This window comes from Microbacterium pseudoresistens (assembly GCF_013409745.1).
Classification (GTDB): Bacteria; Actinomycetota; Actinomycetes; order Actinomycetales; family Microbacteriaceae; genus Microbacterium; species Microbacterium pseudoresistens.
The window spans coordinates 800,275-826,001 of sequence record NZ_JACCBH010000001.1 but is presented as its reverse complement, the minus strand read 5'-3'; the positions used below and the strand labels follow the sequence as shown (position 1 = coordinate 826,001).

Annotated in this window: 25 protein-coding genes and 1 pseudogene; 25 read left to right on the top strand and 1 reads right to left on the bottom strand. The window is 68.3% G+C overall.

All coding sequences use genetic code 11. The features are described from left to right. Window positions 1-31: 31 nt before the first annotated feature. The 11 genes from hpt to lysS all read left to right on the top strand — a co-directional run bounded on the left by hpt (window position 32) and on the right by lysS (window position 10,236). Window positions 32-583, top strand: coding sequence for a hypoxanthine phosphoribosyltransferase (gene hpt, locus BKA02_RS03990; protein ID WP_179431514.1), 552 nt, complete (start codon window positions 32-34; stop codon window positions 581-583). Between the two features lie 77 nt (window positions 584-660). After that, complete coding sequence (gene ftsH / locus BKA02_RS03985; RefSeq protein ID WP_179431512.1) at window positions 661-2,661, top strand: ATP-dependent zinc metalloprotease FtsH; 2,001 nt, start codon at window positions 661-663, stop codon at window positions 2,659-2,661. 2 nt (window positions 2,662-2,663) lie between these two features. Continuing rightward, window positions 2,664-3,269 (top strand): GTP cyclohydrolase I, encoded by a 606-nt coding sequence (folE, locus tag BKA02_RS03980; RefSeq protein ID WP_179431510.1) that lies wholly within the window; start codon window positions 2,664-2,666, stop codon window positions 3,267-3,269. 13 nt (window positions 3,270-3,282) lie between these two features. Next, the gene (gene folP / locus BKA02_RS03975; protein WP_179435187.1) at window positions 3,283-4,074 is read left to right on the top strand and encodes a dihydropteroate synthase; all 792 of its coding nucleotides are present in this window, start codon (window positions 3,283-3,285) and stop codon (window positions 4,072-4,074) included. Between the two features lie 40 nt (window positions 4,075-4,114). Next, the gene (gene folB / locus BKA02_RS03970; RefSeq protein WP_179431508.1) at window positions 4,115-4,588 is read left to right on the top strand and encodes a dihydroneopterin aldolase; all 474 of its coding nucleotides are present in this window, start codon (window positions 4,115-4,117) and stop codon (window positions 4,586-4,588) included. Between the two features lie 29 nt (window positions 4,589-4,617). After that, a complete protein-coding gene (gene folK, locus BKA02_RS03965; protein ID WP_179435185.1) occupies window positions 4,618-5,166 on the top strand; it encodes a 2-amino-4-hydroxy-6-hydroxymethyldihydropteridine diphosphokinase in 549 nt (182 codons plus the stop codon). Beyond that, window positions 5,163-5,681 carry a DUF3180 domain-containing protein gene (locus BKA02_RS03960; protein WP_179431506.1) on the top strand — a complete coding sequence of 173 codons (519 nt, stop codon included), beginning with the start codon at window positions 5,163-5,165 and terminating at the stop codon, window positions 5,679-5,681. The genes folK and BKA02_RS03960 overlap by 4 nt, the downstream gene beginning before the upstream one ends. Then, window positions 5,641-6,222 carry a PH domain-containing protein gene (locus BKA02_RS03955; RefSeq protein ID WP_179431504.1) on the top strand — a complete coding sequence of 194 codons (582 nt, stop codon included), beginning with the start codon at window positions 5,641-5,643 and terminating at the stop codon, window positions 6,220-6,222. The genes BKA02_RS03960 and BKA02_RS03955 overlap by 41 nt, the downstream gene beginning before the upstream one ends. After that, the gene (locus BKA02_RS03950) at window positions 6,219-7,967 is read left to right on the top strand and encodes a PH domain-containing protein (RefSeq protein ID WP_179431502.1); all 1,749 of its coding nucleotides are present in this window, start codon (window positions 6,219-6,221) and stop codon (window positions 7,965-7,967) included. Before BKA02_RS03955 ends, BKA02_RS03950 begins: the two co-directional genes overlap by 4 nt. Continuing rightward, window positions 7,957-8,637 (top strand): DUF2520 domain-containing protein, encoded by a 681-nt coding sequence (locus tag BKA02_RS03945; RefSeq protein ID WP_179431500.1) that lies wholly within the window; start codon window positions 7,957-7,959, stop codon window positions 8,635-8,637. Before BKA02_RS03950 ends, BKA02_RS03945 begins: the two co-directional genes overlap by 11 nt. Window positions 8,638-8,706: 69 nt before the next feature. Then, on the top strand, window positions 8,707-10,236 hold the full coding sequence (lysS, locus tag BKA02_RS03940; RefSeq protein WP_179431498.1) for a lysine--tRNA ligase: 1,530 nt from the start codon (window positions 8,707-8,709) through the stop codon (window positions 10,234-10,236). A 42-nt stretch (window positions 10,237-10,278) separates the two neighbouring features. On the opposite strand, the gene BKA02_RS03935 is transcribed toward lysS, so the two are convergent. Beyond that, window positions 10,279-11,412, bottom strand: coding sequence for a DUF4192 family protein (locus tag BKA02_RS03935; protein WP_179431496.1), 1,134 nt, complete (start codon window positions 11,410-11,412; stop codon window positions 10,279-10,281). 144 nt (window positions 11,413-11,556) lie between these two features. Between BKA02_RS03935 and BKA02_RS03930 the strand changes: the two genes are divergently transcribed. The 14 genes and pseudogenes from BKA02_RS03930 to BKA02_RS03865 all read left to right on the top strand — a co-directional run bounded on the left by BKA02_RS03930 (window position 11,557) and on the right by BKA02_RS03865 (window position 25,562). Next, window positions 11,557-11,733 (top strand): hypothetical protein, encoded by a 177-nt coding sequence (locus tag BKA02_RS03930; protein WP_179431494.1) that lies wholly within the window; start codon window positions 11,557-11,559, stop codon window positions 11,731-11,733. A gap of 67 nt (window positions 11,734-11,800) precedes the next feature. Then, window positions 11,801-13,261: a cardiolipin synthase gene (gene cls, locus BKA02_RS03925; protein ID WP_179431492.1), complete on the top strand. Its 1,461-nt coding sequence runs from the start codon at window positions 11,801-11,803 to the stop codon at window positions 13,259-13,261. A gap of 255 nt (window positions 13,262-13,516) precedes the next feature. Then, window positions 13,517-14,673 (top strand): annotated as a pseudogene (locus BKA02_RS03920) (IS3 family transposase). Between the two features lie 171 nt (window positions 14,674-14,844). Then, window positions 14,845-15,636 carry a serine hydrolase gene (locus BKA02_RS03915; RefSeq protein WP_343045434.1) on the top strand — a complete coding sequence of 264 codons (792 nt, stop codon included), beginning with the start codon at window positions 14,845-14,847 and terminating at the stop codon, window positions 15,634-15,636. A gap of 262 nt (window positions 15,637-15,898) precedes the next feature. Continuing rightward, the gene (locus tag BKA02_RS03910) at window positions 15,899-16,231 is read left to right on the top strand and encodes an antibiotic biosynthesis monooxygenase (protein ID WP_179431490.1); all 333 of its coding nucleotides are present in this window, start codon (window positions 15,899-15,901) and stop codon (window positions 16,229-16,231) included. Then, entirely contained in the window at window positions 16,228-16,884 is a 657-nt protein-coding gene (locus BKA02_RS03905; protein WP_179431488.1) for a helix-turn-helix domain-containing protein, read from the top strand. Before BKA02_RS03910 ends, BKA02_RS03905 begins: the two co-directional genes overlap by 4 nt. Continuing rightward, window positions 16,881-18,482 (top strand): ABC transporter substrate-binding protein, encoded by a 1,602-nt coding sequence (locus BKA02_RS03900; RefSeq protein ID WP_179431486.1) that lies wholly within the window; start codon window positions 16,881-16,883, stop codon window positions 18,480-18,482. The genes BKA02_RS03905 and BKA02_RS03900 overlap by 4 nt, the downstream gene beginning before the upstream one ends. A gap of 35 nt (window positions 18,483-18,517) precedes the next feature. Beyond that, complete coding sequence (locus BKA02_RS03895) at window positions 18,518-19,525, top strand: dipeptidase (protein WP_179431484.1); 1,008 nt, start codon at window positions 18,518-18,520, stop codon at window positions 19,523-19,525. A gap of 38 nt (window positions 19,526-19,563) precedes the next feature. Then, window positions 19,564-20,694: an NAD(P)/FAD-dependent oxidoreductase gene (locus BKA02_RS03890; protein ID WP_179431482.1), complete on the top strand. Its 1,131-nt coding sequence runs from the start codon at window positions 19,564-19,566 to the stop codon at window positions 20,692-20,694. 18 nt (window positions 20,695-20,712) lie between these two features. Next, window positions 20,713-21,591, top strand: coding sequence for an ABC transporter permease (locus tag BKA02_RS03885; protein ID WP_179431480.1), 879 nt, complete (start codon window positions 20,713-20,715; stop codon window positions 21,589-21,591). A 1-nt stretch (window position 21,592) separates the two neighbouring features. Further along, a complete protein-coding gene (locus BKA02_RS03880; RefSeq protein WP_179431478.1) occupies window positions 21,593-22,618 on the top strand; it encodes an ABC transporter permease in 1,026 nt (341 codons plus the stop codon). Next, a complete protein-coding gene (locus tag BKA02_RS03875; RefSeq protein WP_179431476.1) occupies window positions 22,618-23,493 on the top strand; it encodes an ABC transporter ATP-binding protein in 876 nt (291 codons plus the stop codon). Before BKA02_RS03880 ends, BKA02_RS03875 begins: the two co-directional genes overlap by 1 nt. Then, window positions 23,493-24,332, top strand: coding sequence for an ABC transporter ATP-binding protein (locus BKA02_RS03870; protein WP_179431474.1), 840 nt, complete (start codon window positions 23,493-23,495; stop codon window positions 24,330-24,332). Before BKA02_RS03875 ends, BKA02_RS03870 begins: the two co-directional genes overlap by 1 nt. A 54-nt stretch (window positions 24,333-24,386) precedes the next feature. Next, window positions 24,387-25,562, top strand: a complete 1,176-nt coding sequence (locus BKA02_RS03865) for a metal-dependent hydrolase family protein (protein ID WP_179431472.1) — start codon at window positions 24,387-24,389, stop codon at window positions 25,560-25,562. Window positions 25,563-25,727: the final 165 nt, after the last annotated feature.

The window sequence follows — 25,727 nt, the reverse complement described above, 5'->3', positions numbered from 1 at the left end:
GTTCGCCACATGCTTCGCATAAAATCGACGCATGCGCGCCGCCGACATCCAGGACGACCTTGCCGAGATCCTCGTCACGGAGGAGCAGATCAGGCAGAAGCTCGATGAGCTGGCCCAGCGGGTGGCCCAGGACTACGAGGGCAAGGATCTCCTCCTGATCGGCGTCCTGAAGGGCGCCGTCATGGTGATGGCCGATTTCGTGCGCGCCCTGCCGATCCAGGCACCCATGGACTGGATGGCCGTGTCCAGCTACGGCGCGAGCACCAAGTCCAGCGGCGTGGTGCAGATCCGCAAAGACCTCGACACCGACCTGCACGGCAAGCACGTGCTGATCGTCGAGGACATCATCGACTCCGGGCTGACCTTGAGCTGGTTGCTGGAGAACTTCGAATCGCGCGGCGCCGAGTCGATCGAGGTGCTGGCTCTCCTTCGCAAGCCCGAGGCGGCCAAGGTCGAGATCGACTGCAAGTACGTCGGCTTCGACATCCCGCCGGACTTCGTCGTCGGTTACGGCCTCGACTATGCCGAGCGCTACCGCAACCTGCGCGACGTGGCCGTGCTCGCCCCGCACGTGTACTCCTGAGCCCGCGGGACTCCCGACGTACGCCGTCGGCGAATCCCAGGAGACCGCGAGGAACGCCGCGATACGCTGACAGGATCATGGACGCGAAGAAGATCACCCGCAATCCGCTGATCTACGTGGTGCTCATCGGTGTGCTGCTGATCGGCGGGTTCACGCTCATCTCGAGCCTGAGCGGGACCAAGCAGATCCGCACCGATCAGGGACTGGAGCTGCTCAAGGGCGGCACGGTCACCGAGGTGGTCACGACGGATGGCGATCAGCGCGTCGACATGAAGCTCTCCAAGCCCTATGAGGGCGCCGATGCGGTGCAGTTCTACTACAACTCCTTCCGCGGCGAAGAGGTCATCTCCGCGATCAACGAGGCCGCCCCGAAAGACGGCTTCGACGACGCGGTGCCGAAGGCCAGCTGGTTCGACGGCATCCTCTCTCTGCTCATCCCGATGATCCTGCTGGGTCTGCTGTTCTGGTGGCTGCTGTCGTCGGCCCAGGGCGGCGGGGGCAAGATCATGCAGTTCGGAAAATCGCGCGCGAAGCTCGTGAGCAAGGAGACCCCCACGGTCACCTTCGCCGACGTCGCCGGGGCGGATGAGGCCATCGAGGAGCTGCAGGAGATCAAGGAGTTCCTGCAGGATCCCGCCAAGTTCCAGGCGATCGGCGCCCGCATCCCGAAGGGCGTGCTGCTGTACGGTCCTCCCGGAACCGGCAAGACGCTGCTGGCCCGCGCCGTGGCCGGCGAGGCGGGCGCCCCCTTCTACTCGATCTCCGGATCCGACTTCGTCGAGATGTTCGTCGGCGTGGGTGCCTCGCGCGTGCGCGACCTGTTCACCCAGGCCAAGGAGAACTCCCCCGCCATCATCTTCATCGACGAGATCGACGCCGTCGGCCGCCACCGCGGCGCCGGCATGGGCGGCGGCAACGACGAGCGCGAGCAGACCCTGAACCAGATGCTCGTGGAGATGGACGGCTTCGACCCGAACGCGAACGTCATCGTCATCGCCGCGACCAACCGCCCCGACATCCTCGACCCCGCCCTGCTGCGCCCCGGCCGCTTCGACCGCCAGATCGGCGTGGATGCGCCGGATCTGAAGGGCCGCCAGAAGATCCTCGAGGTGCACGCCAAGGGCAAGCCGCTGGCGAACGGCGTCGACCTCGAGGTCGTCGCGCGCAAGACCCCCGGCTTCACCGGCGCGGATCTGGCGAACGTGCTCAACGAGGCCGCTCTGCTCACGGCGCGCTCCAACGCCCAGCTCGTCGACAACCGGGCGCTCGACGAGGCGATCGACCGCGTCATCGCCGGCCCGCAGCGGCGAACCCGTGTGATGAAGGACAAGGAGAAGCTCATCACGGCGTACCACGAGGGCGGGCACGCGCTCGCGGCGGCGGCGATGAACTACTCCGACCCGGTCACCAAGATCACGATCCTCCCGCGCGGCAAGGCCCTCGGTTACACGATGGTCCTCCCGCTGGAGGACAAGTTCTCGGTCACCCGCAACGAGCTGCAGGACCAGCTCACCTATGCGATGGGAGGGCGCGTGGCGGAGGAGATCGTCTTCCACGATCCGACCACAGGTGCCTCGAACGACATCGAGAAGGCCACCGACATCGCGCGCAAGATGGTGACCGAGTACGGCATGACCACGCAGGTCGGCCCGGTCAAGCTCGGCTCCGGCGGCGGCGAGATGTTCGTCGCCCGTGACATGAACCGCGGACGCGACTACTCCGAGGGCATCGCCGAGACCGTCGACGCCGAGGTGCGCGCGCTCATCGAGCAGGCGCACAACGAGGCGTACCAGGTGATCAGCGAGAACCGCGACGTGCTCGACCGGCTCGCCCGCGAGCTGCTCGAGAAGGAGACGCTGGATCACAACCAGATCGCCGACATCTTCGCCGATGTGCGCAAGCTCCCCGAGCGCCCGCAGTGGCTCTCCAGCGAAGACCGCCCGGTGTCCGCCCTGCCCCCGATCGACGTGCCGGTGCGCATCCCGGATACGGCGACGGCGGCGAACGTGCCCGCGCCGGCCGCGTCGGAGCGCAAGCCCGGGCAGGCCGGAGGCCATCCCCGCCCCGCGACGGCCTGACGATGGCCGTCGACCGGGAGCGCGTCGCCGAGCTCACGCGGCAACTGCTCGAGGCGATCGGCGAGGATCCGGATCGTCCGGGTCTCACCCAGACGCCCACGCGCGTGGCCGAGCTGTACGCCGAGTTCTTCGCCGGCGTCGGAGAGGATGCGGCCGCACCTCTCGCCCGCACGATCAGCGTCGCCCACGGTCCTGCCCCCGAGACACTGCCGTCGGGGGCGGTGCTGCTGCGCGATATCCGCTTCCGCTCGGTGTGCGAGCATCACCTGCTGCCGTTCGCCGGTCACGCGCACATCGCCTACCTGCCGGGCGAGCAGGTCGTGGGGCTCGGCTCGCTCGTGCGGGTGGTGGAGACCTTCGCGGCGCGCCCGCAGGTGCAGGAACGGCTCGGCGAGCAGATCGCCGAGGCCATCGCGTCTCACCTCGACGCGCGCGGCGTGCTCGTCGTGCTCGACGCTTCGCACGGCTGCGTGACGATGCGCGGCGGCCGTCAGCCCGCGGCATCCACGCTCACGATCGCGGCCCGCGGCGACTACACGGAGCCTGCGGCGCGCGCCGAGCTCATCGCGCTCATCGGCGCCGGGGCGCGCGATGAGCGGGCGGGATGACCGGGGCCGCGCGGTGACGGGCATCTGGGGCATCGTCAACGCGACGCCCGACTCGTTCAGCGACGGTGGCCGCTACTTCGACGCCGACGACGCGATCGCGCACGGACGCCTGCTCCGCGCCCAGGGGGCGGGTGTGCTCGATATCGGAGGCGAGTCGACCCGGCCCGGCGCCGAGCGCGTCGATCCCGCCGAGGAGCGCCGCCGCATCCTGCCGGTGATCGCCCAGCTCGCCGCCGACGGCGCCGCTGTGAGCGTCGACACGCTCAATGCCTCGACGGCGGTCGCCGCGATCGGGGCCGGCGCGCGCATCGTCAACGACGTCTCGGGCGGGCTGGCCGATCCAGACATGTTCGCCGCCGTCGCCGACAGCGGTGCCGACATCGTGCTCGGGCACTGGCGGGGGCCCTCCGCCGATATGTACGCGCAGGCGCAGTACACGCGCATCGGCCGCGAGGTCGCCGCGGAGCTCCGCGAGCGGATGGAGTCGGCCGCGGCGGCGGGGATCGCCCCGGCACGGGTGATCGTGGATCCGGGCATCGGGTTCGCCAAGACCGTCGCACAGAACTGGGAGCTGCTGCGCGAACTCGATGACGTCGTCGCGCTGGGACCACGGGTGCTCGTGGGCACCTCGCGCAAGCGTTTCCTCACCGGAGCCCTGGGCGAGGAGGCGTCGCTGGAGCGCAGGGATGCCGCCACCGCCGTGACGAGCGTGCTCGCCGCGCGTGCGGGAGCGTGGGCCGTGCGCGTGCACGACGTCGCCGGCACGCGGGATGCGCTCGCCGTGCGCGCCGCCTGGGACGGCTGAGCGCGGCCGCATCGTCGGACGCTCCCCGTACGCTAAGGGCATGGACTTCCTCGACCAGATCACCCTCACCGGCCTCACGGTGTTCGGGCGCCACGGCGTCTTCGCGCACGAGCGCGCCGACGGTCAGGAGTTCACGATCGACCTCACGCTGCACCTTCCGCTGAAGGATGCCGCCGCCTCCGACGACGTCGCCGACACCGTGCACTACGGTGAGCTCGCCGAGAAGGTCGCCGCGATCGTCGCCGGCGAGCCCGTGGACCTCATCGAGACGCTCGCGGCGCGCATCGCCGATGCGGCGCTGGAAGACGAGCGGGTGAGGATGGTGGCCGTCACGGTGCACAAGCCGCACGCCCCGATCCCGCTCACCTTCGCCGACGTGTCTGTCACCGTGCACCGCGGGCGTGTGGAGGCGCCGCATCCGATGCCCGGCGCCCCGGGGCGGGGCAGCGGGGAACGGGGCGTTGAGGAACAGGGCGTCGGGGAGAACGCTGGCCGGGAACAGGGCGAATCATGAGGCCCCGCCCGCCGCAGCCCGGCAGGCCGATGCGCATGCCGGATCCGCGCCCCGGACGCGAGCCCGTGGATGCCGTGGTCGCGCTGGGCGCGAACCTCGGCGACCGAGCGGGCACGATCGAGGCGGCCGCCGACGCGATCCGCCGCCTGCCGCTCGTCGATGGAGTGCGCATGTCGCGCCCGGTCGAGACGGTCGCGCTGAGGCTGGACGGGCCCGATCCCGACGCCCCCGGCTACGTCAACGCCGTGGCGATCGTGACCACGCGGCTCGCGCCGCAGGTGCTGCTGGGAATGCTGCACGCGATCGAAGACGAGAACGGTCGTGTGCGCGCCGAGCGCTGGGGCGACCGCACGCTCGATCTCGATCTCGTCGCTTACGGAGATGTGCGCAGCGACGACGCGCGGATGCTGCTGCCGCATCCGCGCGCGCACGAGCGGCTCTTCGTGCTCGAACCATGGCTCGACGTCGATCCCGAGGCGGTGTTGCCCGGTCATGGCCGGGTCGCGGCGCTCGTGGATGCACTGCGCCGCGACGCCGGGTCCAATGCCGCCGACGGCACGCCGGGGGCGTCGGGATGAAGCGCACCTCCCCCGTCATCCTGCTGCTCGTCGCGCTGGCCGGTGCCGCCGCGGGCGTGCTCGTCGATCATGCGCTGACCTCGGCGGGCCGGGCGACCTTCACCCCCGCGGTCGCCCTGCCGATCCTGCTCGTGCTGCTGGGCGCAGGGCTGCTCGTGATGGCGTGGCAGATCCGGCGCAGCGTGCGGGCGACGGGTGAGAACCGACGACGCGTGAATCCGTTCCGGGCACTGCGCACCGCCGTGCTCGCGCGGGCGTCGAGCCTGGCCGGCGCCGCGCTCGCGGGCTTCGCCGCGGGACTGCTCGGCTACCTCCTCTCGCGTCCGGTGCCGCCGCCGGTAGGCTCGGCGGTGGCGATCGTCGCCGCGCTGGTCGGAGCCGTCGTGCTCGTGATCGCGGCGCTGGTAGCCGAGAGCTTCTGCACATTGCCGAATGATCCCGATGCCTCCGCGGAGGCCGGGACGGAGGATGACGATGACGACCACACCGGAACCGCCGCTCCCGCCGCACGGTGAGCCGGCCGCTGACGCCGTGCTCGACGACGGCACGTTCACCCGGCTCAAGGAGCCGCGGGGCGAGGGCAGGCTCGCGCTCGACGGCGTCTGGCATCAGATCTCGCCGCGCTACGTCGTCTCGCAGGTGCTCCAGAACGTGCTGCTGCTCGTCGTCGTGATCGCCGCCGTCCTCGTCGCCGTCCTCGCCTTCCACCTCGGCTGGGCGCTGTTCCCCGGAATCGCGATCGTGGTCGTCACCGTGATCACGCTCATCGTGCTGCCGAGGCAGGCGCGGGCGATCGGCTACATGCTGCGCGACGACGACATCGTCTTCCGCAAAGGCATCCTGTGGCAGCGGATGATCGCCGTGCCGTACGGGCGCATGCAGCTCGTCGACATCACGCACGGGCCGTTGGATCGCGCCTTCGGCGTCGCCAAGCTCAAGCTCGTCACGGCCGCCGCCACAACGGGCGTGGAGATCCCTGGCATGACCCAGGAGGCGGCCGAGACGCTGCGCGACACGCTCATCGACGTCGCCGAGACCCGCCGGACCGGCCTGTGAGCCAGCCGCACGCCGCCGCAGGCCCGGACGGCTCGCCGGCCGAGACGGACTCGCTCGCCGACGGCGAGTGGCACCGCCTGCATCCGCTCACCCCGCTGCTCAAGGGCGGCCTGGTGCTCATCGTCGTGGCCGGCATCGTGTTCAACAGCTTCCGCGACCGGCTCATCTTCTGGTTCGTCAGCATCTTCACCCCGCGCGACGTGCACCCGGAGGAGTTCAGCGGCGGCGATCCGGTGGACTGGGTGCTGGCCAACAACCTCGCCCTCGTCGCGCTGCTCATCGTGCTCGGCGTGCTCCTGGTGCTCATCGTCATCTTCTGGCTCGTGTGGCGCTTCCACGAGTTCCGCATCACCGGCGACGACGTCGAGGTGCGCAAGGGCATCGTCTTCCGTTCGCACCGCCGCGCGCCGCTGGATCGGGTGCAGGGCGTGAACCTCACCCGGCCGTTCCTCGCACGGCTGATCGGGCTCGCCAAGCTCGAGGTCGTCGGTGCGGGCACCGACGCGAACGTCGCGTTGGAGTACCTGTCGACGGGCAAGGCCGAATCCGTGCGCGCCGAGATCCTGCGTCTGGCCTCGGGCGCCCGCGCTGCACGCGAGGCGAGAGCCGCAGGGCGCGGCCAGGGCGATGCGTGCACGCGGCGTCAGCAGTTGAGCGGCGCCGTGAGCGACGGCGTGACGGGGCTGTTCGCCGGGGTCGACCGCGCCGACGTCGAGCCCGAGAGCATCGTGACGATTCCCACCGGCCGTCTCATCGGATCGCAGGCGATCACGGGTGGGGTGTGGCTGGTGCTCTTCGGTGTCATCTTCGCCGTGGGGATGGCGATCGCCACGCCCGCCATCCTCTCCGGAGGCGGACCGGAGGCGACCCTCGCCCTGCTGGGTCTCGGACTCGGCGTGGGCGTCCCGTTCGTGATTGCCGCCGTCGCCATCGCGTGGGCGCAGATCTCGCGCTCGCTGCGGTACTCGATCGCGCCCACGCGAGACGGCATCCGCATCACCTTCGGGCTGCTCACCACGGTCACCGAGACGATCCCGCCGGGACGCATCTTCGCCGTGGAGGTCTCGCAGTCGTTCCTCTGGCGGCCGTTCGGCTGGTGGACGATCAAGATCAACCGGATGTCGGGCAAGAGCGCCGCGCAGCAGCAGTCGTCGACGGCGCAGCAGTTCAACATCGTGCTGCCGGTGGGCACTCGCGCCGACGTCGAGCGCGTGCTCGCCCTGGTGCTGCCCGACCTGCCCGCGCAGGACCGCCCGCTGGTGTGGGAGCACGGCATGTTCGGCCCGCAGGAGCATGACGATCCGTACCAGCGGCTCGAGCCGCGCGCATGGTGGCGTCGGCCGCTGTCGTGGCGGCGGCACGGCTTCACCGTGACCGACTACGGCATCGTCATGCGCCGCGGCGTCGTATGGCGCAAGCTCGCCGTATTCCCCCTCGCCCGGCTGCAGGGGGTCTCGGCCTCGCAGGGCCCGATCGACCGCGCTCAGCGGGTGGCCTGGATGAAGGCCCATAGCGTGACCGGGCCGATCCTCGGCGAGGTGGTCGGCATGGAATCCGGCGCACTCATGCGCGCCGTCGACGACATCGCGCGCCGTGCGGCCGACGCGGCGTATGCGGACCCGGGCCACCGCTGGGCCGAGGTCGTCGCCGAGTACGCGCCCGCCGTCTCGCCCTCGCCCGCGGCCGCGGAGCCGGCCCCGCTCGCGGAGCCGCCCGCCCCCCGAGAGCCGATCGATGGCGCGTGACGGACGGCTCGGCGTCGGCATCATCGGCGCCGGTCACGTCGGACCCGTCATCGGCGCGGCCCTGGCCGGCGCCGGGCATCGTCTGATCGGGATCACCGCCGGCTCCGACCCCGACCGGGTGGAGGCCGTGCTGCCCGGGGTGGCCGTCCTCGATGCCGATGAGCTCGTGCGCCAGAGTCAGCTCGTCGTCGTCGCCGTCCCCTCCGAGCAGCTCGCCGGACTCGTCGAGGGCCTCGCCGAGGTCGGGGCATGGCAGCCCGGCCAGCTCGTGATGCACACCGACCCGGCCTTCGGCACGGCGGTGCTCGAACCCGCGCTCCGCGGCGGTGCGATCCCGCTCGCCGTGCATCCGGCGATCAGTTTCACCGGCACGACGCTCGATCTGCGCCAGCTGCAGGCCGCCTATGCCGCCGTGACCGGGCCGCCGATGGTGCTGCCGATCGCGCAGGCGCTGGCCGTCGAACTGGGATGCGAGCCGGTGGTGATCGCCGAGGATGATCGACCCGCCTATGCCGAGGCGATCTCGACGGCATCCGCCTTCGCGCGGTCGATCGTGGGGCAGGCCACCGGCATCCTCCGCGGCATCGGGGTGGAGAACCCGGGTGGATACCTGTCGGCGCTGGTGTCGTCGACCTTCGAGCGGGCCCTGCGCGAGCCCGTCGGGGAGTGATCCCGACCGGGAGTGCCCCATACAGGGCGCCGGTAGACTGGGACGCGACTTCTCGAGGAGCCCCGCCCCATGACTGACGCACCCGCGCCGACCCCTGCCCAAGACCCCGCCGACGGCGCGGACGACGTCTTCGAGCAGAAGGCGGTGCGGCTGGCCAAGCGCGAACGCCTCATCGCCGAGCGCGAGAGCGCGGCGGGCGGCGCCTTCCCCGTATCGGTGCCCGTGACGACGACGATCTCCGCGCTGCGCGCCGAGTACGGCGACCTCGAGGCGGGGGCCGAGACCGGCGTCGTCGCCGGCATCGCAGGGCGCGTGGTGTTCAGCCGCAACACGGGCAAGCTCTGCTTCGCGTCCCTGCAGTCCGGAGACGGCTCACGCATCCAGGCGATGATCTCCCTGGCGAACGTCGGCGAGGAGTCGCTGGCGCGGTGGAAGGAGCTCGTCGACCTCGGCGATCACGTCTTCGTGCACGGCGAGGTGATCTCCAGCCGCCGCGGTGAGCTGTCGATCATGGCCGACGGATGGCAGATCGCGTCGAAGGCGATCCTGCCGCTGCCCAACGTGTACGGCGAGCTCAGCGAAGAGGGCCGCGTGCGCAGCCGCTTCCTCGACCTCATCGTGCGCGACCAGGCGCGGACGACGGTGCGCGCCCGAGCCGCCGTCAACGCGAGCTTGCGCGGCACGTTCACCGCGCACGACTTCGTCGAGGTGGAGACGCCGATGCTGCAGGTGCAGCACGGCGGCGCCGCGGCGCGGCCGTTCATCACGCACTCCAACGCCTTCGACGCCGAGCTCTATCTGCGCATCGCGCCCGAGCTGTACCTGAAGCGTGCGGTGGTGGGCGGCATCGATCGGGTGTTCGAGATCAACCGCAACTTCCGCAACGAGGGCGCCGACTCGACGCACAGCCCGGAGTTCGCGATGCTCGAGGCCTACCAGGCCTACACCGACTACCACGGCATCGCCGATCTCACACAGGAGCTCATCCAGAAGGCCGCCGTCGCTGTGTCGGGATCGACGACCGTCACCTGGGCCGACGGCACCGAGTACGACTTCGGTGGCGAATGGGCGCGCATCTCGATGTACGACTCGCTCTCCGAGGCAACCGGTCGTCGCTTCGCCCCCGGCGACCCCGTGGACGAGCTCGTGTCCTTCGCTGAGGAGCAGGGCGTCGAGGTGCCGCCGCAGGCCACCCACGGCAAGCTCATCGAGGAGCTGTGGGAGTACTTCGTCAAGGGCGATCTGGTGAGCCCCACCTTCGTCATGGACTTCCCCGTCGACACCTCCCCCCTCGTGCGCGAGCACCGCTCGATCCCGGGCGTCGTGGAGAAGTGGGACCTTTACGTGCGCGGGTTCGAGCTGGCCACCGGCTACTCCGAGCTCGTCGACCCGGTGATCCAGCGCGAGCGCTTCGTGGAGCAGGCCAAGCTCGCCGCCCGCGGTGACGTGGAGGCGATGCGCGTGGACGAGGAGTTCTTGCGCGCCCTCGAGCACGGCATGCCCCCGACGGGCGGCATGGGCATGGGCATCGATCGCCTGCTCATGGCGCTCACCGGCCTCGGCATCCGCGAGACGATCCTGTTCCCGCTCGTCAAGTAGGTCGTCGTCGTCAAGTAGCTCTCCGTCGTCAGATAGCCGCCGTCATGACGGGCGCGCGGCGGCGAAGGCCCATTCCGGCAGCACCGATCCGTCGACGAGCACGCGCAGCATCCGGGTGAACGAGAACTCCGGATCGATGTCGTCGGCCAGCTTCAAGTAGTGCGCCGCGTGGGTCGCCTGACCGCGCGCCCACGACAGCCAGGCCGCGGCGGTGAGGGCCCCGATCCGCTGCGCTCGCGGCGCGCGTGCCGCAGCCGCGCGCACGATAGTGAGCGCCACGCCCAGCCGGTCGGCGTCGGGGCGAGGGCCCCGGCCGAGCAGCACCTCGCCGAGGTCGGAGGGGATCGTCGCCGGGTCGCCTCGGAAGGCGAGCTGGGCCTGGAGCGAGCGATCGCCCGCGTCGATGTCGCGCGCCCATTGCACCAGGGCGACATCGCGCAGCAGGGGGCGCGACAGCGCCCACAGCAGTGCGGCGGTCGAGAACGGCGGAAGATTCTCGGGCCGATCCAGCACCGACTCGAAGAACACCGGCAGGTCGTCGACGGCGAGGACCGCCGCGAACGCCCGAGGATCGACGCGTTCGTGGGTCGAACGCGCACTCAGCGCCTGCTCGAGCGCGAGGAGCGCACGCCCCACGCGCTCCTTCTCCACGAGGTCCACCTGCGGGAGCTCCGCCCCGCTGTGCTGATCGGCGCCGATCTCGGCGATTCCCGGCACGCTCGGCGGCGCCGGGAGATCGGCGAGAGGGTGCACGATGCGGGCGGGGTCGCGATAGTCGCTCCAACCATCGGGGCCGACGCAGAGCACCTCGACCAGATGCAGCCCGCAGGCGTCCGCACGTCGCATCAGCTCATCGGCCAGGTCGCTCAGCGGCAGGGCGCTCCGCGGAGGTGTGTCGTGCGCCTCGGCGCGCAGCGGCTCGTCGAGATAGAAGGCGATGGCGAGGGCATCCGTGTCGGGGACGCGGCACGCCGTGCCGACGGCGGTCGCGGCGAACCGTGCGATCTCGTCGCTGTCCTCGGAGGCGGGGTCGGGCGCGTCGAAGCGCAGGGCGCCGATCGTGCGGGACTCGCAGAACGGCAGGAGAACGATGCTGTGCCGCGGGACGAATCCGGTGAGGACGGGGATGTGCGAGAGAAGCTGGGCGGCGCCCGAGGCGCGGAGGATCGTTGTCATGCAGAGCATCCTGCGCGCAGCCGCGGTCGTGCCGTGGCCCGGTTCCCACGACCTGTGACGAACTCGTCGGAATGCGCTCTTGGGGAGGGAGACCCCGTCGCCCCGGCACAGGCCGCGTCGATGCACGGCGGGTAGGATGACGGCATGGACGAGTTCTGGGCCGCGGCGGCATGGTCGATCCTGCCGACGATCGCGGTGTGCATCGTCTTCGTGATCGTGCTGCGCGGCATCCTGCGCTTCGATCGCACTGAACGTCGCGTGCACGCGCGCATCGAGGCGGAGGAGCGCGCGGCGCGCGGACTTCCGCCCCGTTCATCCTGACTCCGCGCGACGCCCGGTACTGTGAGATGCAGTCGCGCCTCTGCGACGCCTCCCCGGCAGGAGTGCGATGACCTTCGACGGCTGGCCCTGGTGGGTGGCGGGGATCGCGCTGGTCATCGACCTGTCGATCCGCGTCGCCGCGATCATCATCGTGCCGCGCAACCGGCGCCCCACGGCGGCCATGGCGTGGCTGCTGGCGATCTACTTCATCCCGATCGTGGGCGTCTTCCTCTTCCTGCTCATCGGCAACCCGCGGCTTCCGCGCGCGTACCGGCGCAAGCAGGAGCGCATCAACGCCTACATCAACGAGACGAGCTCGTCGGTGCGGCTCGGCACGCTGCGTCCCGACTACCCCGACTGGCTGCTCTCCCTCGTGGGGATGAACCAGCGGATGGGGGCGCTGCCGCTGTCCGGCGACAACGGCGTGCACATCATCAGCGACTATCAGGAGTCGCTGGATGCCATGGCAGACGCGATCCGCGGTGCGCGTGACTTCGTGCACGTGGAGTTCTACATCCTGCAGTCCGACGAGGCGACCGACGGCTTCTTCCGCGCCATGGAGGAGGCGGCCGCGCGCGGCGTGCCGGTGCGCGTGCTGCTGGATCACTGGGCGAACCGCTGGAAGCCGCGGTACAAGCAGACGGTGCGCCGACTGGATGCGATGGGCGCCGACTGGCACCTCATGCTGCCCGTGCAGCCGTTCAAGGGGCGCACGCAGCGGCCGGATCTGCGCAATCACCGCAAGCTGCTCGTGGTCGACGGCGAGGTCGCCTTCCTCGGCTCGCAGAACGTCACCGATTCGTCGTACAACCTGCCCAAGAACATCCGTCGCGGGCTGCACTGGGTCGATCTCATGGTGCGCATCGACGGCCCCGTCGTGTCGAGCGTGAACGCGGTGTTCCTCAGCGACTACTACAGCGAGACCGACCGGGTGCCCGACACCCTGCGCCTCAACATCTCCGAGCGCGGGTCGGGCGACCTGGACTGCCAGATCGTGCCATCGGGCCCGGGATTCGACGTGGAGAACAACCTGCGCCTCTTCCTCGGCCTGCTCTACGCGGCGCAGCGCAAGATCATGATCGTCAGCCCCTATTTCGTGCCGAACGAGGCGGTGCTGCTCGCCGTCACGGCCGCCTGCGACCGGGGAGTGCAGGTGGAGCTGTTCGTCTCGGAGGAGGGCGATCAGGCGATCGTCTACCACGCCCAGCGCAGCTATTACGAGGCGCTGCTGCGCGGCGGCGTGAAGATCTGGATGTACCGCAAGCCGTACATCCTGCACACCAAGAGCCTCACGATCGATGAGGACATCGCCGTCATCGGTTCGAGCAACATGGACATGCGCTCCTTCGGTCTCAACATGGAGGTGTCGATGCTCGTGCGCGGCGAGGAGTTCGTCGACGAGCTGCGCGCCGTAGAAGACGAGTACCGCTCGCTCAGTCGTGAGCTCACCGCCGAGGAGTGGGCGCAGCAGCCGTTGCGCTCGCGCGTGCTCGACAACCTGGCCCGGCTCACCTCCTCGCTGCAGTGAGGGGTCTCGCACGACTCCGATCTCACGGCACCTTTACAGCCGCCGTTCTGGGTCGGGCCGGCCTGCGCCCCTAGATGAGTGAGTCCGTTTGCGTTCAGTGGTCGTAGGCGATGAGTGATCTCTTGATGGGGGCGTCGATGAGCCAGTTGTGCCAGATGGGCGTGAGGAACGAATCGGTGACAGGTTGACCTGCCCCACGGAAAGGGTTCCAGTTTCGGTGGCTAACTGGTGGCCTGATCCGGAAGGCTCACCATCATGCCCCGTCCGTACCCGCCGGAGTTTCGTGCTCGCGCTGTCGCGCTTGTGCGTGCCGGCAAGCAGGCCAAGCAGACCGCCGTCGAGCTCGGCATCCACCCTGTCACTCTCTCGAACTGGATCCGCCAGGACGACATCGACAACGGCCGCCGCCCCGGTGTCCCGTCGTCGGAATCGGCAGAGCTGCGCGCAGCGCGGCGCCGCATTCGAGAGCTCGAGACGGAGTTGCTGATCGTCCGGCAAGCGGCGAAGTTTCTCGACGAGGAGCGTCCCCGCCCAAAAGGCTCTTCCCGGTGATCGACCGCCTCGCCGACGCCGGGATCCCGATCGACCGCTGCTGCCGCGTCCTCGGGGTCGCCAGGCAGCACTACTACCGCGTCAAACGGAAGCCCATAACCCCGTCCGAGCTGCGCCGGCAGTGGCTGACCGGGCTAATCCGCGAAGTGCACGTCACCTCACGTGGCACCTACGGATACCGCCGCGTGCACGCCGAGCTGACCATGGCGATGGGCGTCACCGTCAGCGAGCGGACGGTGCACAAGCTGATGCGTCTGGCCGGGATCTACGGGCTGCCGGGGCCTATCCGCACCAAACGACTCCGAGGCGTCGTTACTGCCGATGATCTCGTGAATCGGAAGTTCGCCAGGCCCCGTCCGAACGAGCTCTGGGTCACTGACATCACGCAGCACCGCACGCGCGAAGGCTGGGTCTACTGCGCCGCCGTCCTAGACGCCTACAGTCGACGAATCATCGGCTGGTCGATCGACTCCAAGCAGGACACCACACTCGTCATCAACGCGCTCGACATGGCTATCCGGAGTCGTCGTCCAGCCCCGGGCGGGATCGTGCATGCGGACCACGGAACGCAGTTCACCTCCTGGCTCTTCGGGGAGAAGATCCGCTCAGCCGGATTGTTGCCTTCTTTCGGATCGGTCGGCGACGGGCTGGATAACGCGATGATGGAGAGCTTTTGGTCATCCATGCAGATCGAACTGCTGAACCGGAAGAAGTGGAAAACCAGAGTCGAACTCGCCAACGCGATCTTCGAGTACATCGAAATCTTCCACAACCGTCAGCGACGTCACTCCGCCCTCGGCTACCGCACCCCAATCGAATACGAGACACTCGAAATCAACGACATCCCCGCCGCGAGTTAGCGACCCCGACTGGCACCCAATCCGTGGGGCAGGTCAACCTGTCACCGATTCGTTCCTCACGCCCGACAGCTCCGGGTCTTCCTTTCGCGCTTCCTGCACGAGCCGCATTGCTCGCTCCCGCAACTCCTGCGGATACTTCCTCAAAGCTGGCATAGGTCTCATCCTCTCGGGATATCAGACCCTCCACGAGACCCGGGGCGATTCAATGTCGTCGACCTCGACAGCGGAAGCCGCGTGCTGGCCGGCGACGACCATCTCAGCCTGCCCATCGCCGGGCTCGGCGTTGTCCCCCTCCTGATCGAGGTCGCCGCCCAGTTCGAGGAGGGGACCCTGGACCCGCTCGAGGTCGCCGATCGATCCTTCGTCGACTCCGTCTCCACGTCGGGGCTCTGGCGGCATCTGCACGTTCCCGCGCTCGCGCTCGCCGATCTCGCGACGATCGCGGCCACCGCGGGGGATCCGATCGCCGTGAACGCGCTGCTGCAGAGAGTGGGGCACGACCGGGTGCGCGAGCGCATCGACGCGCTCGGGCTCACCCGTACGGCGATGCTCGACCGCTTCCGCGACCTGCGCGGTCCCGACGACGCCCCGCAGGTGGCCGTCGGCTCCACCAGGGAGCTCGCCTCGCTCTTCGCCGCCCTGGTCAACTCCACGGTGGTGAACGCGGCGGTGAGCGCGCAGGTGTCCGAGTGGCTGAGCCTCAACCAGGACCTCAGCCTGATCGCCGCATCCACCGGGCTCGACCCCTTCGCGCACGAGCAGGATGCGCACGGGCTGCTGTTCATCAACAAGACGGGCCGCGACCGGGGGGTGCGCGTGGAGGCAGGGGTCCTCGCCGGTCCCCGTGCGGGCGTCGCCTACGCCCTGGTCGTCTGCTTCGACGACCTCTCGATCACGCATCGGCTGCGTGCGCACGACGCCTTCCGTGTGCTCGGCGTCGAGCTGATGGAGTACGCGCACTGACACCGGCCGCCGTGTCGGCGAGGGAGCAGGGCCGCCCGGGATCCAGGCGATCGACGCCGCCGCGCGCCCTCGCGCATCGGGCCCGGTCGAGCTGACGGCTGCGCGGCCGCAGCGCCGATCGTCGAGCTCATTGCCGTCCCGCCGTTCGAGGAGGGGCGCCGTCCGATCGCAGCAGGTTCGGAAACTCCTTGACACGACGTAAAATGTTTAGTAAAAAATCAAGTGGTACATAACAAAGTTGTTGATGTGAAGGGCGAACCCCGTGATTCGAAGTGTTCTCTACCTGACGCCGAAGGACGGCGACCACGACAGACTGGTCGACTACTTCAGAGAGAATCGAGTTCTTGAGGTCGCCGTCGAGTTTCCCGGCTGCCTTTCTGCGGAGCTGCAGGTTCCCGAGGTCTCGTCCGCTCCGGCGCTCGTGACCGCGCTCTGGACCTCCGCGGCCGACTATGCGAACTGGGTCAGCTATCCGTGGCGCATGACCTCGGGCACCGGCATCCGTGACGTCCTCGCCTCGGATGACGACGGCGAGGCCGGGGGCGACGTGTACCGCGTCGCGATCTCCGTCGGATCGGAGGAACAGGCATCATGACCGACAACCGGGACGACCAGACCAAGGCGATCGGAGCGGCGGTGCGCTCGTACCGCAAGGCCAGGGGGCTCACGCTGAGGCAGCTCGCGGAGAAGACCGGCCTGTCCGCGGCGTTCCTGTCGCTGGCCGAACGAGGGCTCTCGGCCTTCGCGTTGACCTCTCTGCGCGCCATCGCGACGGCCCTGGAGGTCGAGACCAACGACCTCCTCACATTCGAGTCGGAGGAGACGGCCGCCGGCGAGGCGGGCGCGGTCGTCGCCGATCCTGAGGTGCACGTCCACCATCGCGACGAGCCTGCGGCGATGGAGATCGTCGCCAGCGGCTATCGGTACCGCTTGCTCTCGAGCCCGTGGCCGGGGAAACAGTTGGAAACGCTGCTGGTCACCGTCCCCCCCGCCGTCCGCGGAGAGGTCTCGTCGGGGCACGAGGGCGAAGAGTTCTGCTATGTGCTGAAGGGGGAGCTCATCTTCATCGTCGGCGACGAGGAGTATCTGCTTCGCGAGGGGGAGTCGATCCACATCGATTCGAGCCACCCGCACACGCTCCACAATGCCACCGAGAGCAACGTCGAGACCCTCTGGTCGATAACCCCTCCGATCTTTGCCCAGTCCAGTTCTGCCCATATTCCTTCCATGAAGAGGAGAAGATTATGAGAGCGAAGAAGCTTTCAGCAGTCGGTTTGGCCGCCATCGGCGTCGTCGCAGTGCTCAGCATCTCCGGTTGCCAGGCGCCGTCGACGAACGACGGAGACGTCGGTAAGGAACGGCTCGTCGTAAACGTGCCCACCGCGCCGACCACGCTCGATCCCGCCGCGGGCTGCAGCATGTACTACGACACCGCGATCGGGTCGAACGTGTACTCCAGCCTCACCAGGTTCGGTACGCGAGAGGCGCCGGGCGGCTTCCAGGAGATGGATCCGAGCGTGGTCGAGCCCTACATCGCCGAGTCCTGGGTCATCAGCGACGACGGAACCGAGTATACGTTCCAGCTCCGAGACGATGTCACGTTCCCCAGTGGGGAGCCGTTGAACGCCGAAGCCGTCAAGTATTCGTTCGACCGGCTGCTCACGATGGGCATGTGCGGGGCCTACCCGGCGGAGGACGGTTCCCCGGGCATCATCCAGGACATCACCGTCGACGACGAGTACAGCCTCACGATCACTCTCGAGAAGCCTTCGGCCAACATGCTCGCCGCATGGACGTCCACGCCCATGATCGTCGATCCGAGCGTCGTCGAGGAGAACGGGGGGTACGCCGAAGGCGAGATCAACGAATGGATGGCCTCGAACGTCGCCGGGGTGGGTCCTTTCCTGCTCGACTCCTATCGCCCCAATGAGCGTGCCGTCCTGGTGCGCAATCCCGACTTCCCGCTTCAGCCCGAGACCGATGAGATCGTCATCAACTTCGTCAGCAGCCCCGCGACTCTGCTCCTGCAGGCGCAGAACGGCACGGCGGATGTCACTCTCGGGCTCGCCAAGCAGGCGGCGAACAGCCTCGAGGACGACTCGAAGCTCACGGTCGTGGCGTCGGAGTCCACCCTGGCCTTGCAGATCGGGCTCAACAACGAACGAGCGCCCTTCGACAATGCGAAGTTCCGGGAGGCTCTCTCCTTGGCCATCCCCTACGAGGAGGTCTTGAAGAGCGTCGCATACGGATACGGGACTCCGTACTACGGCCCGATCCAGCCAGCGATGCCCTTCTTCAACGCCGAGCTCTCCGCGCCGCGAGAGTATGACATCGAGAAGGCGAAGCAGCTCATCGCCGAATCCGGCGTGACGGTCCCCGTCGACATGGAGCTCGTCATCACGCAGGGCCAGGCGAGCGACAAGCAGCTGGCCGCCGTCGCCCAGTCAGAATGGGCGCAGCTGGGTGTGAACGTGTCGGTGAAGGAACTCTCCGCCCCCGACTACACCACGGCGACACAGGGCCACACGGTGGATGCCTATATCCGCCTGACCGGTCCTGCCGGTGCCGATCCGGGCTACTACCTGGCCTACGACATGGTCTGCGGCGTGAGCTTCAACCTGTCGGGCATCTGCGTCGAGGGCGCCGACGAGCTCCTCGCCCAGGCGCGTATGGCCTCAGACGACGAAACCCGACAGAAGCTCTACGACGAGATCACCACGTTGTGGACCGCTCAGTCGCCGAAGATCACCGTGTTCGGCGATCAGTATGTCGCGGTCCTCAGCGCCGATGTCACCGACTACGAGTACTCGAACTCGTTGCGGATGAGCAACTGGGCGAAGAAGTGACCATGAATCCAGCAACGGAAAGCGCGGAGACTGCTATGACCCACACTCCTCACAGCGAGCTGCTCGTCATCGACATGGCCAGTGCCACCAATCCTGCCTGGCCGACGCCGGCGCGAGGAGCCGGGCAGGTGGCCATACGGGCCAAGGAAGCGGGAGTCACCTCCATCAACGCCACCATCTCGGCGTACACGCAGTCGTTCCGACAGGCGATCGCCGAGGTCAACCGGGTGCGTCGGTTCATCGAATGGGAATCGGACACCGTGATGCTCGTGACCACGGCAGACGACATCAGAACCGCCAAGGCCAGTTCGAAGCTGGGCATCACGATCGCCTTTCAGACCGGCTCGCCGTTCGAAGACGACTGGCTGAACACGCTTCCTGTCCTCCATCAGATGGGCCTGCGGGTCAGTCAACTGACCTACAACGAGCAGAATCTCATCGGGAGCGGATGCCGTGAGCCCCGAGACCAGGGGCTGACCTTCTACGGGCAGCAGGTGGTGAGCGCGTTCAACAGCACCGGGGTCATCGTCGACGTCTCGCACGTCGGCTGGAAGACCTCCTCCGATGCAGCGAAGCTCTCCACGGCGCCGATCATCGCCAGCCACTCCAACGCATTCGAGGTCACGCCCCATCCGCGCAACCTCCCGGATGACCTGGCCAAGGCCATCGCCGACACCGGCGGAGTCATCGGCGTCGTCGCCTGGGAGGTCCTGAACCGCCCACGGTCAGGCGGTCATCCCACGCTCGACGACTTCTTCAGGCACATGGACCATTTCCTCGAGCTCGTCGGCGAGGACCACGTCGGGGTGGGGACGGATTTCAACGAGAACTTCGCCGCCGAGCCCGTTCCGCCGGACTTTGCGCTCCAGTACGGCGCCAGCTCGGACAGGAGCATCTCGCCGCCCGCCATCGAGGGGTTCGGAGGCTTCGACGACTTCCCCAACCTGACCGCGGAGATGGTGAAGCGAGGCTACTCCGAGTCCGTGATCAGGAAGGTGCTCGGGGAGAACTTCCTTCGGGTGGCCGAGACCGTGTGGCAGTGAGCACGCAGCTCAGACAAGCAAGCAGGAGGATTTCAAGAATGTCTTCAACAGAGAACTTCGTCGTCATCGGCGGCGGCATCGTCGGTGCGGCGGCGGCCTACCGGCTCGCCGTGAAAGGGCTCGGCGTCACCCTGATCAGCAACAACAGGGAAGGGGAGGCGACCATGGCCGGAGCCGGCGGCGTCGACCCCGGTGTGGCGCATACCCCTCCCACGGCCTGGTACCCCATGGCATTCGCATCCGCGCGGTTCTATAAGGAGCTGACGGCGCAGCTCGAGGCCGACGGCGAAACCGACACCGGATACGAGGTGTGCGGCAGCCTCGTCATCGCCATGGACGACACAGAGGCGGAGCGGCTCAAGGATCTGCTTCTGCTGTTCAACGAGCGAACCCGATCCGGCGCGATCGACAACGGGGATCTGTCCATCGTCGACGCTCGAGGAGCGCAGGAGCTGTTCCCGCCGCTGCAGCCGGGCACCGTGGGGATCCACTCGCCGACGGGGGCGCGAGTCGACGGCCGGCGGCTGCGGGACTCCCTGCTGCGTGCCTTCCTCAAGAGAGGCGGCAACCTCGTCCGCGGAGAGGCGGAGCTCTCCGTCGACGGCGACGATGTCCGAGTGACGGTGGACGGCACGGCCCATCCCGCCGATCGGATCGTCCTCGCCCCCGGCGCGTGGACCTCGGATCTCCTGCGCCCTCTGGGCCATGAGCTTCCGGTCTTCCCTCAGCGGGGCCAGCTCATGCACATGGGATTGCGTGACACCGACACCTCGAAGTATCCGATCATCACCGGGTTCCACCACTCCTACATCATCCCCTTCGGCGGCGGCCGGATCGTCGCCGGCGCCACCCGCGAGGACGACGCCGCCTTCGACTACCGAGAGACCGTCGGCGGAACACTCGAGGTGGTCGCGGACGCGCTCCGGGTCGCGCCGGGCCTCGCGGAGGCCTCGGTGCTGGAGACCCGAGTCGGCTTCCGTCCGTTCTCTCCGGACCGCCTGCCCATCGTCGGCGCATTGGAGGGATGGCCCTCAGTGGTGATCGCCACAGGTCTGGGCTCCTCGGGTCTGACCATGGGACCTTTCGTCGGCTCCACGGCCGCTGACCTTGCCGTGGGGGAGCAGGTCGCTCTCGACCTTGCGCCCTACAGCCCGGCGAGGTTCAAGTAGCGGGTCAGGACGAGTCGCATGAGTTCGCCCCTGGCCTCCGGCGCACCGGTCGAGGCAGCGCCCACGAACGCCCCGAGAACCCGGCGGATACGGAACGACATCCTGCTGCCCACCGCGGCTTCCGGACTGCTCGTCCTGTTCCTCGTCGCCATCCTCGGTCCGGTTCTCTGGCCGCTGTCGCCGGATGCGACGGATCTGTCACGAGCGCTCGAGGCGCCGTCGCTGAGCCATCCCATGGGCATGGACCAGAACGGACGGGACGTCCTCGCCCGTTTCATCGCGGGGGCGGGGGTGTCGTTGTTCCTCGGACTGATCATCGCCCTTCTCGGCGCGCTGATCGGCGGCACCCTCGGCCTGGCCCTGGGCATGACGACGGCGCCGTGGGTGGCGGTCGTCCTCAGGATCATGGACGCGACACTGGCGTTCCCTCCCCTGGTGCTGGCGATGGCGGTGACCGTCGCGCTGGGGTCCGGGGTGTGGACGGCGAGCATCGGCATCGTGCTGACCTCGATCCCGTTCATCGCCCGCCTGGTCCGCAGCGACGTGCTCCGCGTCCGATCGGCCACGTTCATCGAGGCGCAGGACACCCTGGGCTCCCCGCGGCCGCGAACAGTGCTTTTCCATGTCCTCCCGCACGTATTCCCGACGCTCGTCATCCAGACGGCGGCCAACTTCGGATACGCGATCCTCACCCTGGCCGCCCTGGGCTTCCTGGGTCTGGGCGCACAGATCCCGATGTCCGAGTGGGGCCTCATGATCACCGAGGGGCAGAACTACGCCCTGACCGGGCAATGGTGGTTGGCGATCTATCCCGGCATCGGGATCCTGATCGCCGTGACGTCTGCGTCCATGGTCGCGGATCGCCTTCGGACCCTGCTCGATCCGAGGAGGATTTGAGATGCGCACTCAGATAAGGTCGTGGCTCACGCAGCTGGGCGGTGCGGTGCTGACCGTGCTGGGCACGGTGCTGATCGCCTTCATCCTTTTGCGGATGCTGCCCGGTGACCCGGCGCGCCTTGTGGCCGGCGAGTTCGCGAGCCCGGAGGTCGTCGAGGCCCAGGCGCGGCACATGGGCCTCGACCAGCCGATCCCGATCCAGTTCCTCACCTACATCGGTTCCTTCCTCACCGGCGACTGGGGTTTCGCCTACAGCGCCGGGATGCCGGTTCGCGAGATCCTGCTCAGCCGCTTTCCCGCGTCGATCGAACTCGCGCTCTGGGCATTCGTCTTCGCGTTGGCGCTCGCGGTGGTGCTGGCGCTGGTGATCACCTATCGGAAGAACCCGCCTCTGGACGGCGCCGTTCGCGGCTTCGCCTTCCTGGCCCACGGCGTGGCGCCCTTCTGGCTGGCCCTCGTGACGCTGCTGGTGTTCTCGCAACTGCTGCCCGTGTTCCCCGGACCGGAGGGCCGGCTCTCCGGAGGCGAGCAGTTCGACCTCGGGCCCACAGGGTTCTATCTCGTCGACTCCCTGGTCCACGGTCGATTCGACGTGTTCGTCGACGCCCTCTGGCATCTCGTGCTCCCGGCGATCGTTCTCGGCATCGGGCCGTTCTCCTATCTGGTGAGACTTCTGCGCGCCAACCTTCTCGAGGTGGGGAACGCGCCGTACATCACGCTCGCGCGCAGCAAGGGCATCGGCCGATTCCGCTCCTTCGCCCGGCACGCGCTGCCGAACGCGCTCTTCCCGACCTTGACGGCGAGCGCGCTGATATTCGCTCAGCTGGTGGCGGGGAGCGTGCTGGTCGAATCGGTGTTCAACTGGCCGGGCGTCGGGCAACTGGTCGTGGACTCGGTGCTCGCGAAGGACTACGCAGTGGTCCAGGCCTTCATCCTGCTCAGCGCGGTCATGTATGTGATCATCAGCCTCGCGCTGGAGTTCATCTACGGCCTCATCGATCCACGAGTTCGATTGCGAGGGAACTGATGGCGGATGACAGCTTCGAATCGCCGCTTCTCGAGGTGGAAGGGCTGCGGATCTCCTTTCGAACGTCGAACGGAGACGTGGAGGCGGTCAAGGGAGTGACCCTGACGATCGTCGCCGGTGAGCGGGTCGGGCTCGTCGGCGAGTCCGGATCGGGGAAATCCGCGCTGCTGATGTCGATCATCAACCTGCTGGACGAGGCGGGGCGCATAACGGACGGGAAGATCCGGTTCGACGGACAGGACCTTCGTGCGATGCGCGAGAGTCAGCTCGACGAGCTGAGGGGCCGGCGGATCTCGGTGGTCCTGCAGGATCCGTCGAGCAGCTTGAATCCGCTCATGAGCATCGGCCGTCAGCTCGACGAGATCATCGCTCGACATCAGCCCGGGCTGGGCAGGAGCGCACGCCGCTCGCTCGCCGCGAGTCTGCTGACCGAGGTCGAGATCGCTCGGGCCGAAGAGAGGCTCGACGCCTACCCGCACCAGTTCTCCGGTGGCATGAAGCAGCGGGTGGGCATCGCCATGGCGCTCGCGAACGACCCGGATCTCTTGCTCGCGGATGAGCCGACCACCGCGCTCGACGTCACCACCCAGGCGCAGATCATCAAGCTGCTCACCCGGCTCGCGAAGGAGCGCGACATGGCCGTGCTCTTCGTGACCCACAATCTCGGGATCGTGTCTGAGTTCTGCGACAGGATCCTCGTCCTGTATCGCGGCGACCTCGTCGAGGAGGGAGAGACCTCGCGCCTGCTCAGCCGGCCCACGCATCCGTATACCCGGGCGTTGATCGGGGCGATCCCGGCGCCGGGCTATACGAGGCAGGACGGTGCGCTCGCGACGATCGGCGGGGAGCTCGGCCGACAGAAGGGTGGTCAGTGATGCAAGGCTCTTCTGCGAACGAGGCGCCGGCGGTCCTGAAGATCGAGCATCTGACGAAGGTGTTCCGCAGCCGAGGGACCGAGAAGAAGCAGAGCGCGGTCCACGCGTTGCAGGACGTCTCCCTCCAGATCGGTGAGCGGCGCACCTACGGGCTGGTGGGCGAGACCGGATCGGGGAAGTCCACGCTCGCACGATGCGTGATGGGCCTCGTGCGGGGGTACGAAGGGAGCATCCAGCTCGACGGGCAGGTCCTGGATCCGGTCCGTCCGCGCTCCGATCGAAAGCTCCGCAGGCATCTTCAGATGGTGTTCCAGGATGCGGGCGGCTCTCTGGACTCACGGTATTCCGTCCGCAGCCTGGTTCGCGAGCCTCTGGACATACACCGGGTGGGCTCGTCTGCCGCCAGGGATCATCGTGCCGGCGAAGCGCTGGAGCTGGTCGGCCTGGGGAGCGAGTTCCTCGAGCGCAAGCCCCATCAGCTGTCGGGCGGGCAGCGCCAGCGCGTGGCGATAGCGCGTGCGCTGATCATGAAGCCACGGGTGCTGGTGCTCGACGAGCCGGTGTCGGCGCTGGACGTCTCCATTCAGGCGCAGGTGATCAACCTCCTCGTCGACCTGCAACGCGAGCTCGGGCTGAGCTATCTCTTCATCACCCATGATCTCGGCATCGCCGAGTACTTCTGCGATGACATCGGAGTGCTCCTCCATGGCGAGCTCGTCGAGGCGGGGCCCGCTGAGGCGGTGCTCCGCTCGCCGACCCACGCCTATACGCGACTGCTGGTCGACGCGGCGCCGCGCATCGGAGGGGCGACGAAGGAAGCCGAGCAGGATGGTCGCTAGAGCGACGTCTTCGTCCTGGTATCGAATGGAGCAGATGTGACAGGGACAGGATCGATGCTCATCACGGGCGCGAAGGTGTGGGGCGGTCGCGGGCGGGGCTTCGTCGAACGCGACCTCGCGATCGCGGACGGCATCGTCGTGGATCGCGCTCCGGAAGGCGCGGAGCGGATCGACGGCTCCGGGAGATGGGTCATCCCCGGACTCAGCGACGCGCATTTCCACGCGTACGCCTTCAGTCTGGACGGATTCGAGAGCGAGCGAGGGCCGCTGAGCTACGCGGCGCTGCAGGGCAGCAGGCGCCTGGAGGCCGCGCTACGGCGGGGGTTCACCACGGTGCGGGACGTGGCGGGAGGTGACATCGGGCTGAAGCACGCGGCCGATCGAGGTCTCTTCCCCTCGCCGCGGTATCTCTTCACCGGGCCTGCGCTGAGCCAGACGGGCGGTCACGGCGACCCGCGATCCGAGCACGTCGACGTGTGCTTCACCCACGGGCACATGTGCGAGCTCGTCGACGGCGTCGACTCGTTGCGGGTGGCGGTGCGCGATCGTCTGCGCACGGGTGCTCACGCGATCAAGGTCATGACCTCCGGGGGCGTGTTCTCGTTGACCGATCCTCTGCTGTCTCCGCAGTACTCCGCCGAGGAGCTCCGTGCCGTCGCGGATGAGGCGCACCGCCGAGGCAGCTATGTCACAGCGCACTCGTACTCGTCGGAGTCGGTGCGGCACTCGATCGAGAACGGCGTCCGGTGCATCGAGCACGGCAACTTCATCGATGCCGCCACCGCGGAGGAGATGTCGCGTCTGGGGGTGTTCCTCGTGCCGACGCTCGTGACATACGAGGCCATGGGTCTCCGAGGGGCATCGCTCGGCCTGAACGAGGTCTCGCTCGCAAAGAACGCCGAGGTGCTCTCGAAGGGGAAGGAGGCAGCGCAGCTCGCGCTGCGTGCGGGGGTCCGGCTCGGATTCGGCACCGACCTCATGGGAGATATGGAGGATGAGCAGCTCCGCGGCGTGCAGCTGCAGGTCGAAGCGATCGGGGCCGAGGAGGCGCTGCACTCCATGACCGCGGGCAACGCGGAGATCTTCGGCGACGCCTCGCTGGGCCACCTGGATCACGGTGCCCACGGCGACGCCATCGTGCTCAGCGACGATCCGATCGAGAACCCCTCCGCCCTGTGGGAGATCGACGCTCATCTTCTTGTCGTGCAGCGAGGATCCGTGGTCGCCTAGACGCGGTGTCGCCGCGTCCTGCGCATCGGGATGAGCCGATGCGCAGGACGTCCGCCCGTGTCGGAGCGCATTTCGCGCGCCGATGCTGCGCCGCTAGATGAGTGAGTCCGTTTGGCGTTGGCGGCGTGGAGGCTGTTAATCGGAGGCGGAGGGTGTTAAGCCCAG

Bases quoted from the DNA above. Each gene is read 5' to 3' on its own strand.
- folE (WP_179431510.1), top strand. From the start codon at position 2,664: ATGGCCGTCGACCGGGAGCGCGTCGCCGAGCTCACGCGGCAACTGCTC.
- BKA02_RS03895 (WP_179431484.1), top strand. From the start codon at position 18,518: ATGACCCACACTCCTCACAGCGAGCTGCTCGTCATCGACATGGCCAGT.
- lysS (WP_179431498.1), top strand. From the start codon at position 8,707: ATGACTGACGCACCCGCGCCGACCCCTGCCCAAGACCCCGCCGACGGC.
- BKA02_RS03935 (WP_179431496.1), bottom strand. From the start codon at position 11,412: ATGACAACGATCCTCCGCGCCTCGGGCGCCGCCCAGCTTCTCTCGCAC.
- BKA02_RS03875 (WP_179431476.1), top strand. From the start codon at position 22,618: ATGGCGGATGACAGCTTCGAATCGCCGCTTCTCGAGGTGGAAGGGCTG.
- BKA02_RS03930 (WP_179431494.1), top strand. From the start codon at position 11,557: ATGGACGAGTTCTGGGCCGCGGCGGCATGGTCGATCCTGCCGACGATC.
- BKA02_RS03865 (WP_179431472.1), top strand. From the start codon at position 24,387: ATGCTCATCACGGGCGCGAAGGTGTGGGGCGGTCGCGGGCGGGGCTTC.
- BKA02_RS03880 (WP_179431478.1), top strand. From the start codon at position 21,593: ATGCGCACTCAGATAAGGTCGTGGCTCACGCAGCTGGGCGGTGCGGTG.
- ftsH (WP_179431512.1), top strand. From the start codon at position 661: ATGGACGCGAAGAAGATCACCCGCAATCCGCTGATCTACGTGGTGCTC.
- BKA02_RS03870 (WP_179431474.1), top strand. From the start codon at position 23,493: ATGCAAGGCTCTTCTGCGAACGAGGCGCCGGCGGTCCTGAAGATCGAG.
- BKA02_RS03890 (WP_179431482.1), top strand. From the start codon at position 19,564: ATGTCTTCAACAGAGAACTTCGTCGTCATCGGCGGCGGCATCGTCGGT.
- BKA02_RS03960 (WP_179431506.1), top strand. From the start codon at position 5,163: ATGAAGCGCACCTCCCCCGTCATCCTGCTGCTCGTCGCGCTGGCCGGT.
- folK (WP_179435185.1), top strand. From the start codon at position 4,618: ATGCGCATGCCGGATCCGCGCCCCGGACGCGAGCCCGTGGATGCCGTG.
- BKA02_RS03955 (WP_179431504.1), top strand. From the start codon at position 5,641: ATGACGACCACACCGGAACCGCCGCTCCCGCCGCACGGTGAGCCGGCC.
- BKA02_RS03945 (WP_179431500.1), top strand. From the start codon at position 7,957: ATGGCGCGTGACGGACGGCTCGGCGTCGGCATCATCGGCGCCGGTCAC.
- BKA02_RS03900 (WP_179431486.1), top strand. From the start codon at position 16,881: ATGAGAGCGAAGAAGCTTTCAGCAGTCGGTTTGGCCGCCATCGGCGTC.
- hpt (WP_179431514.1), top strand. From the start codon at position 32: ATGCGCGCCGCCGACATCCAGGACGACCTTGCCGAGATCCTCGTCACG.
- cls (WP_179431492.1), top strand. From the start codon at position 11,801: ATGACCTTCGACGGCTGGCCCTGGTGGGTGGCGGGGATCGCGCTGGTC.
- BKA02_RS03905 (WP_179431488.1), top strand. From the start codon at position 16,228: ATGACCGACAACCGGGACGACCAGACCAAGGCGATCGGAGCGGCGGTG.
- folB (WP_179431508.1), top strand. From the start codon at position 4,115: ATGGACTTCCTCGACCAGATCACCCTCACCGGCCTCACGGTGTTCGGG.
- BKA02_RS03885 (WP_179431480.1), top strand. From the start codon at position 20,713: ATGAGTTCGCCCCTGGCCTCCGGCGCACCGGTCGAGGCAGCGCCCACG.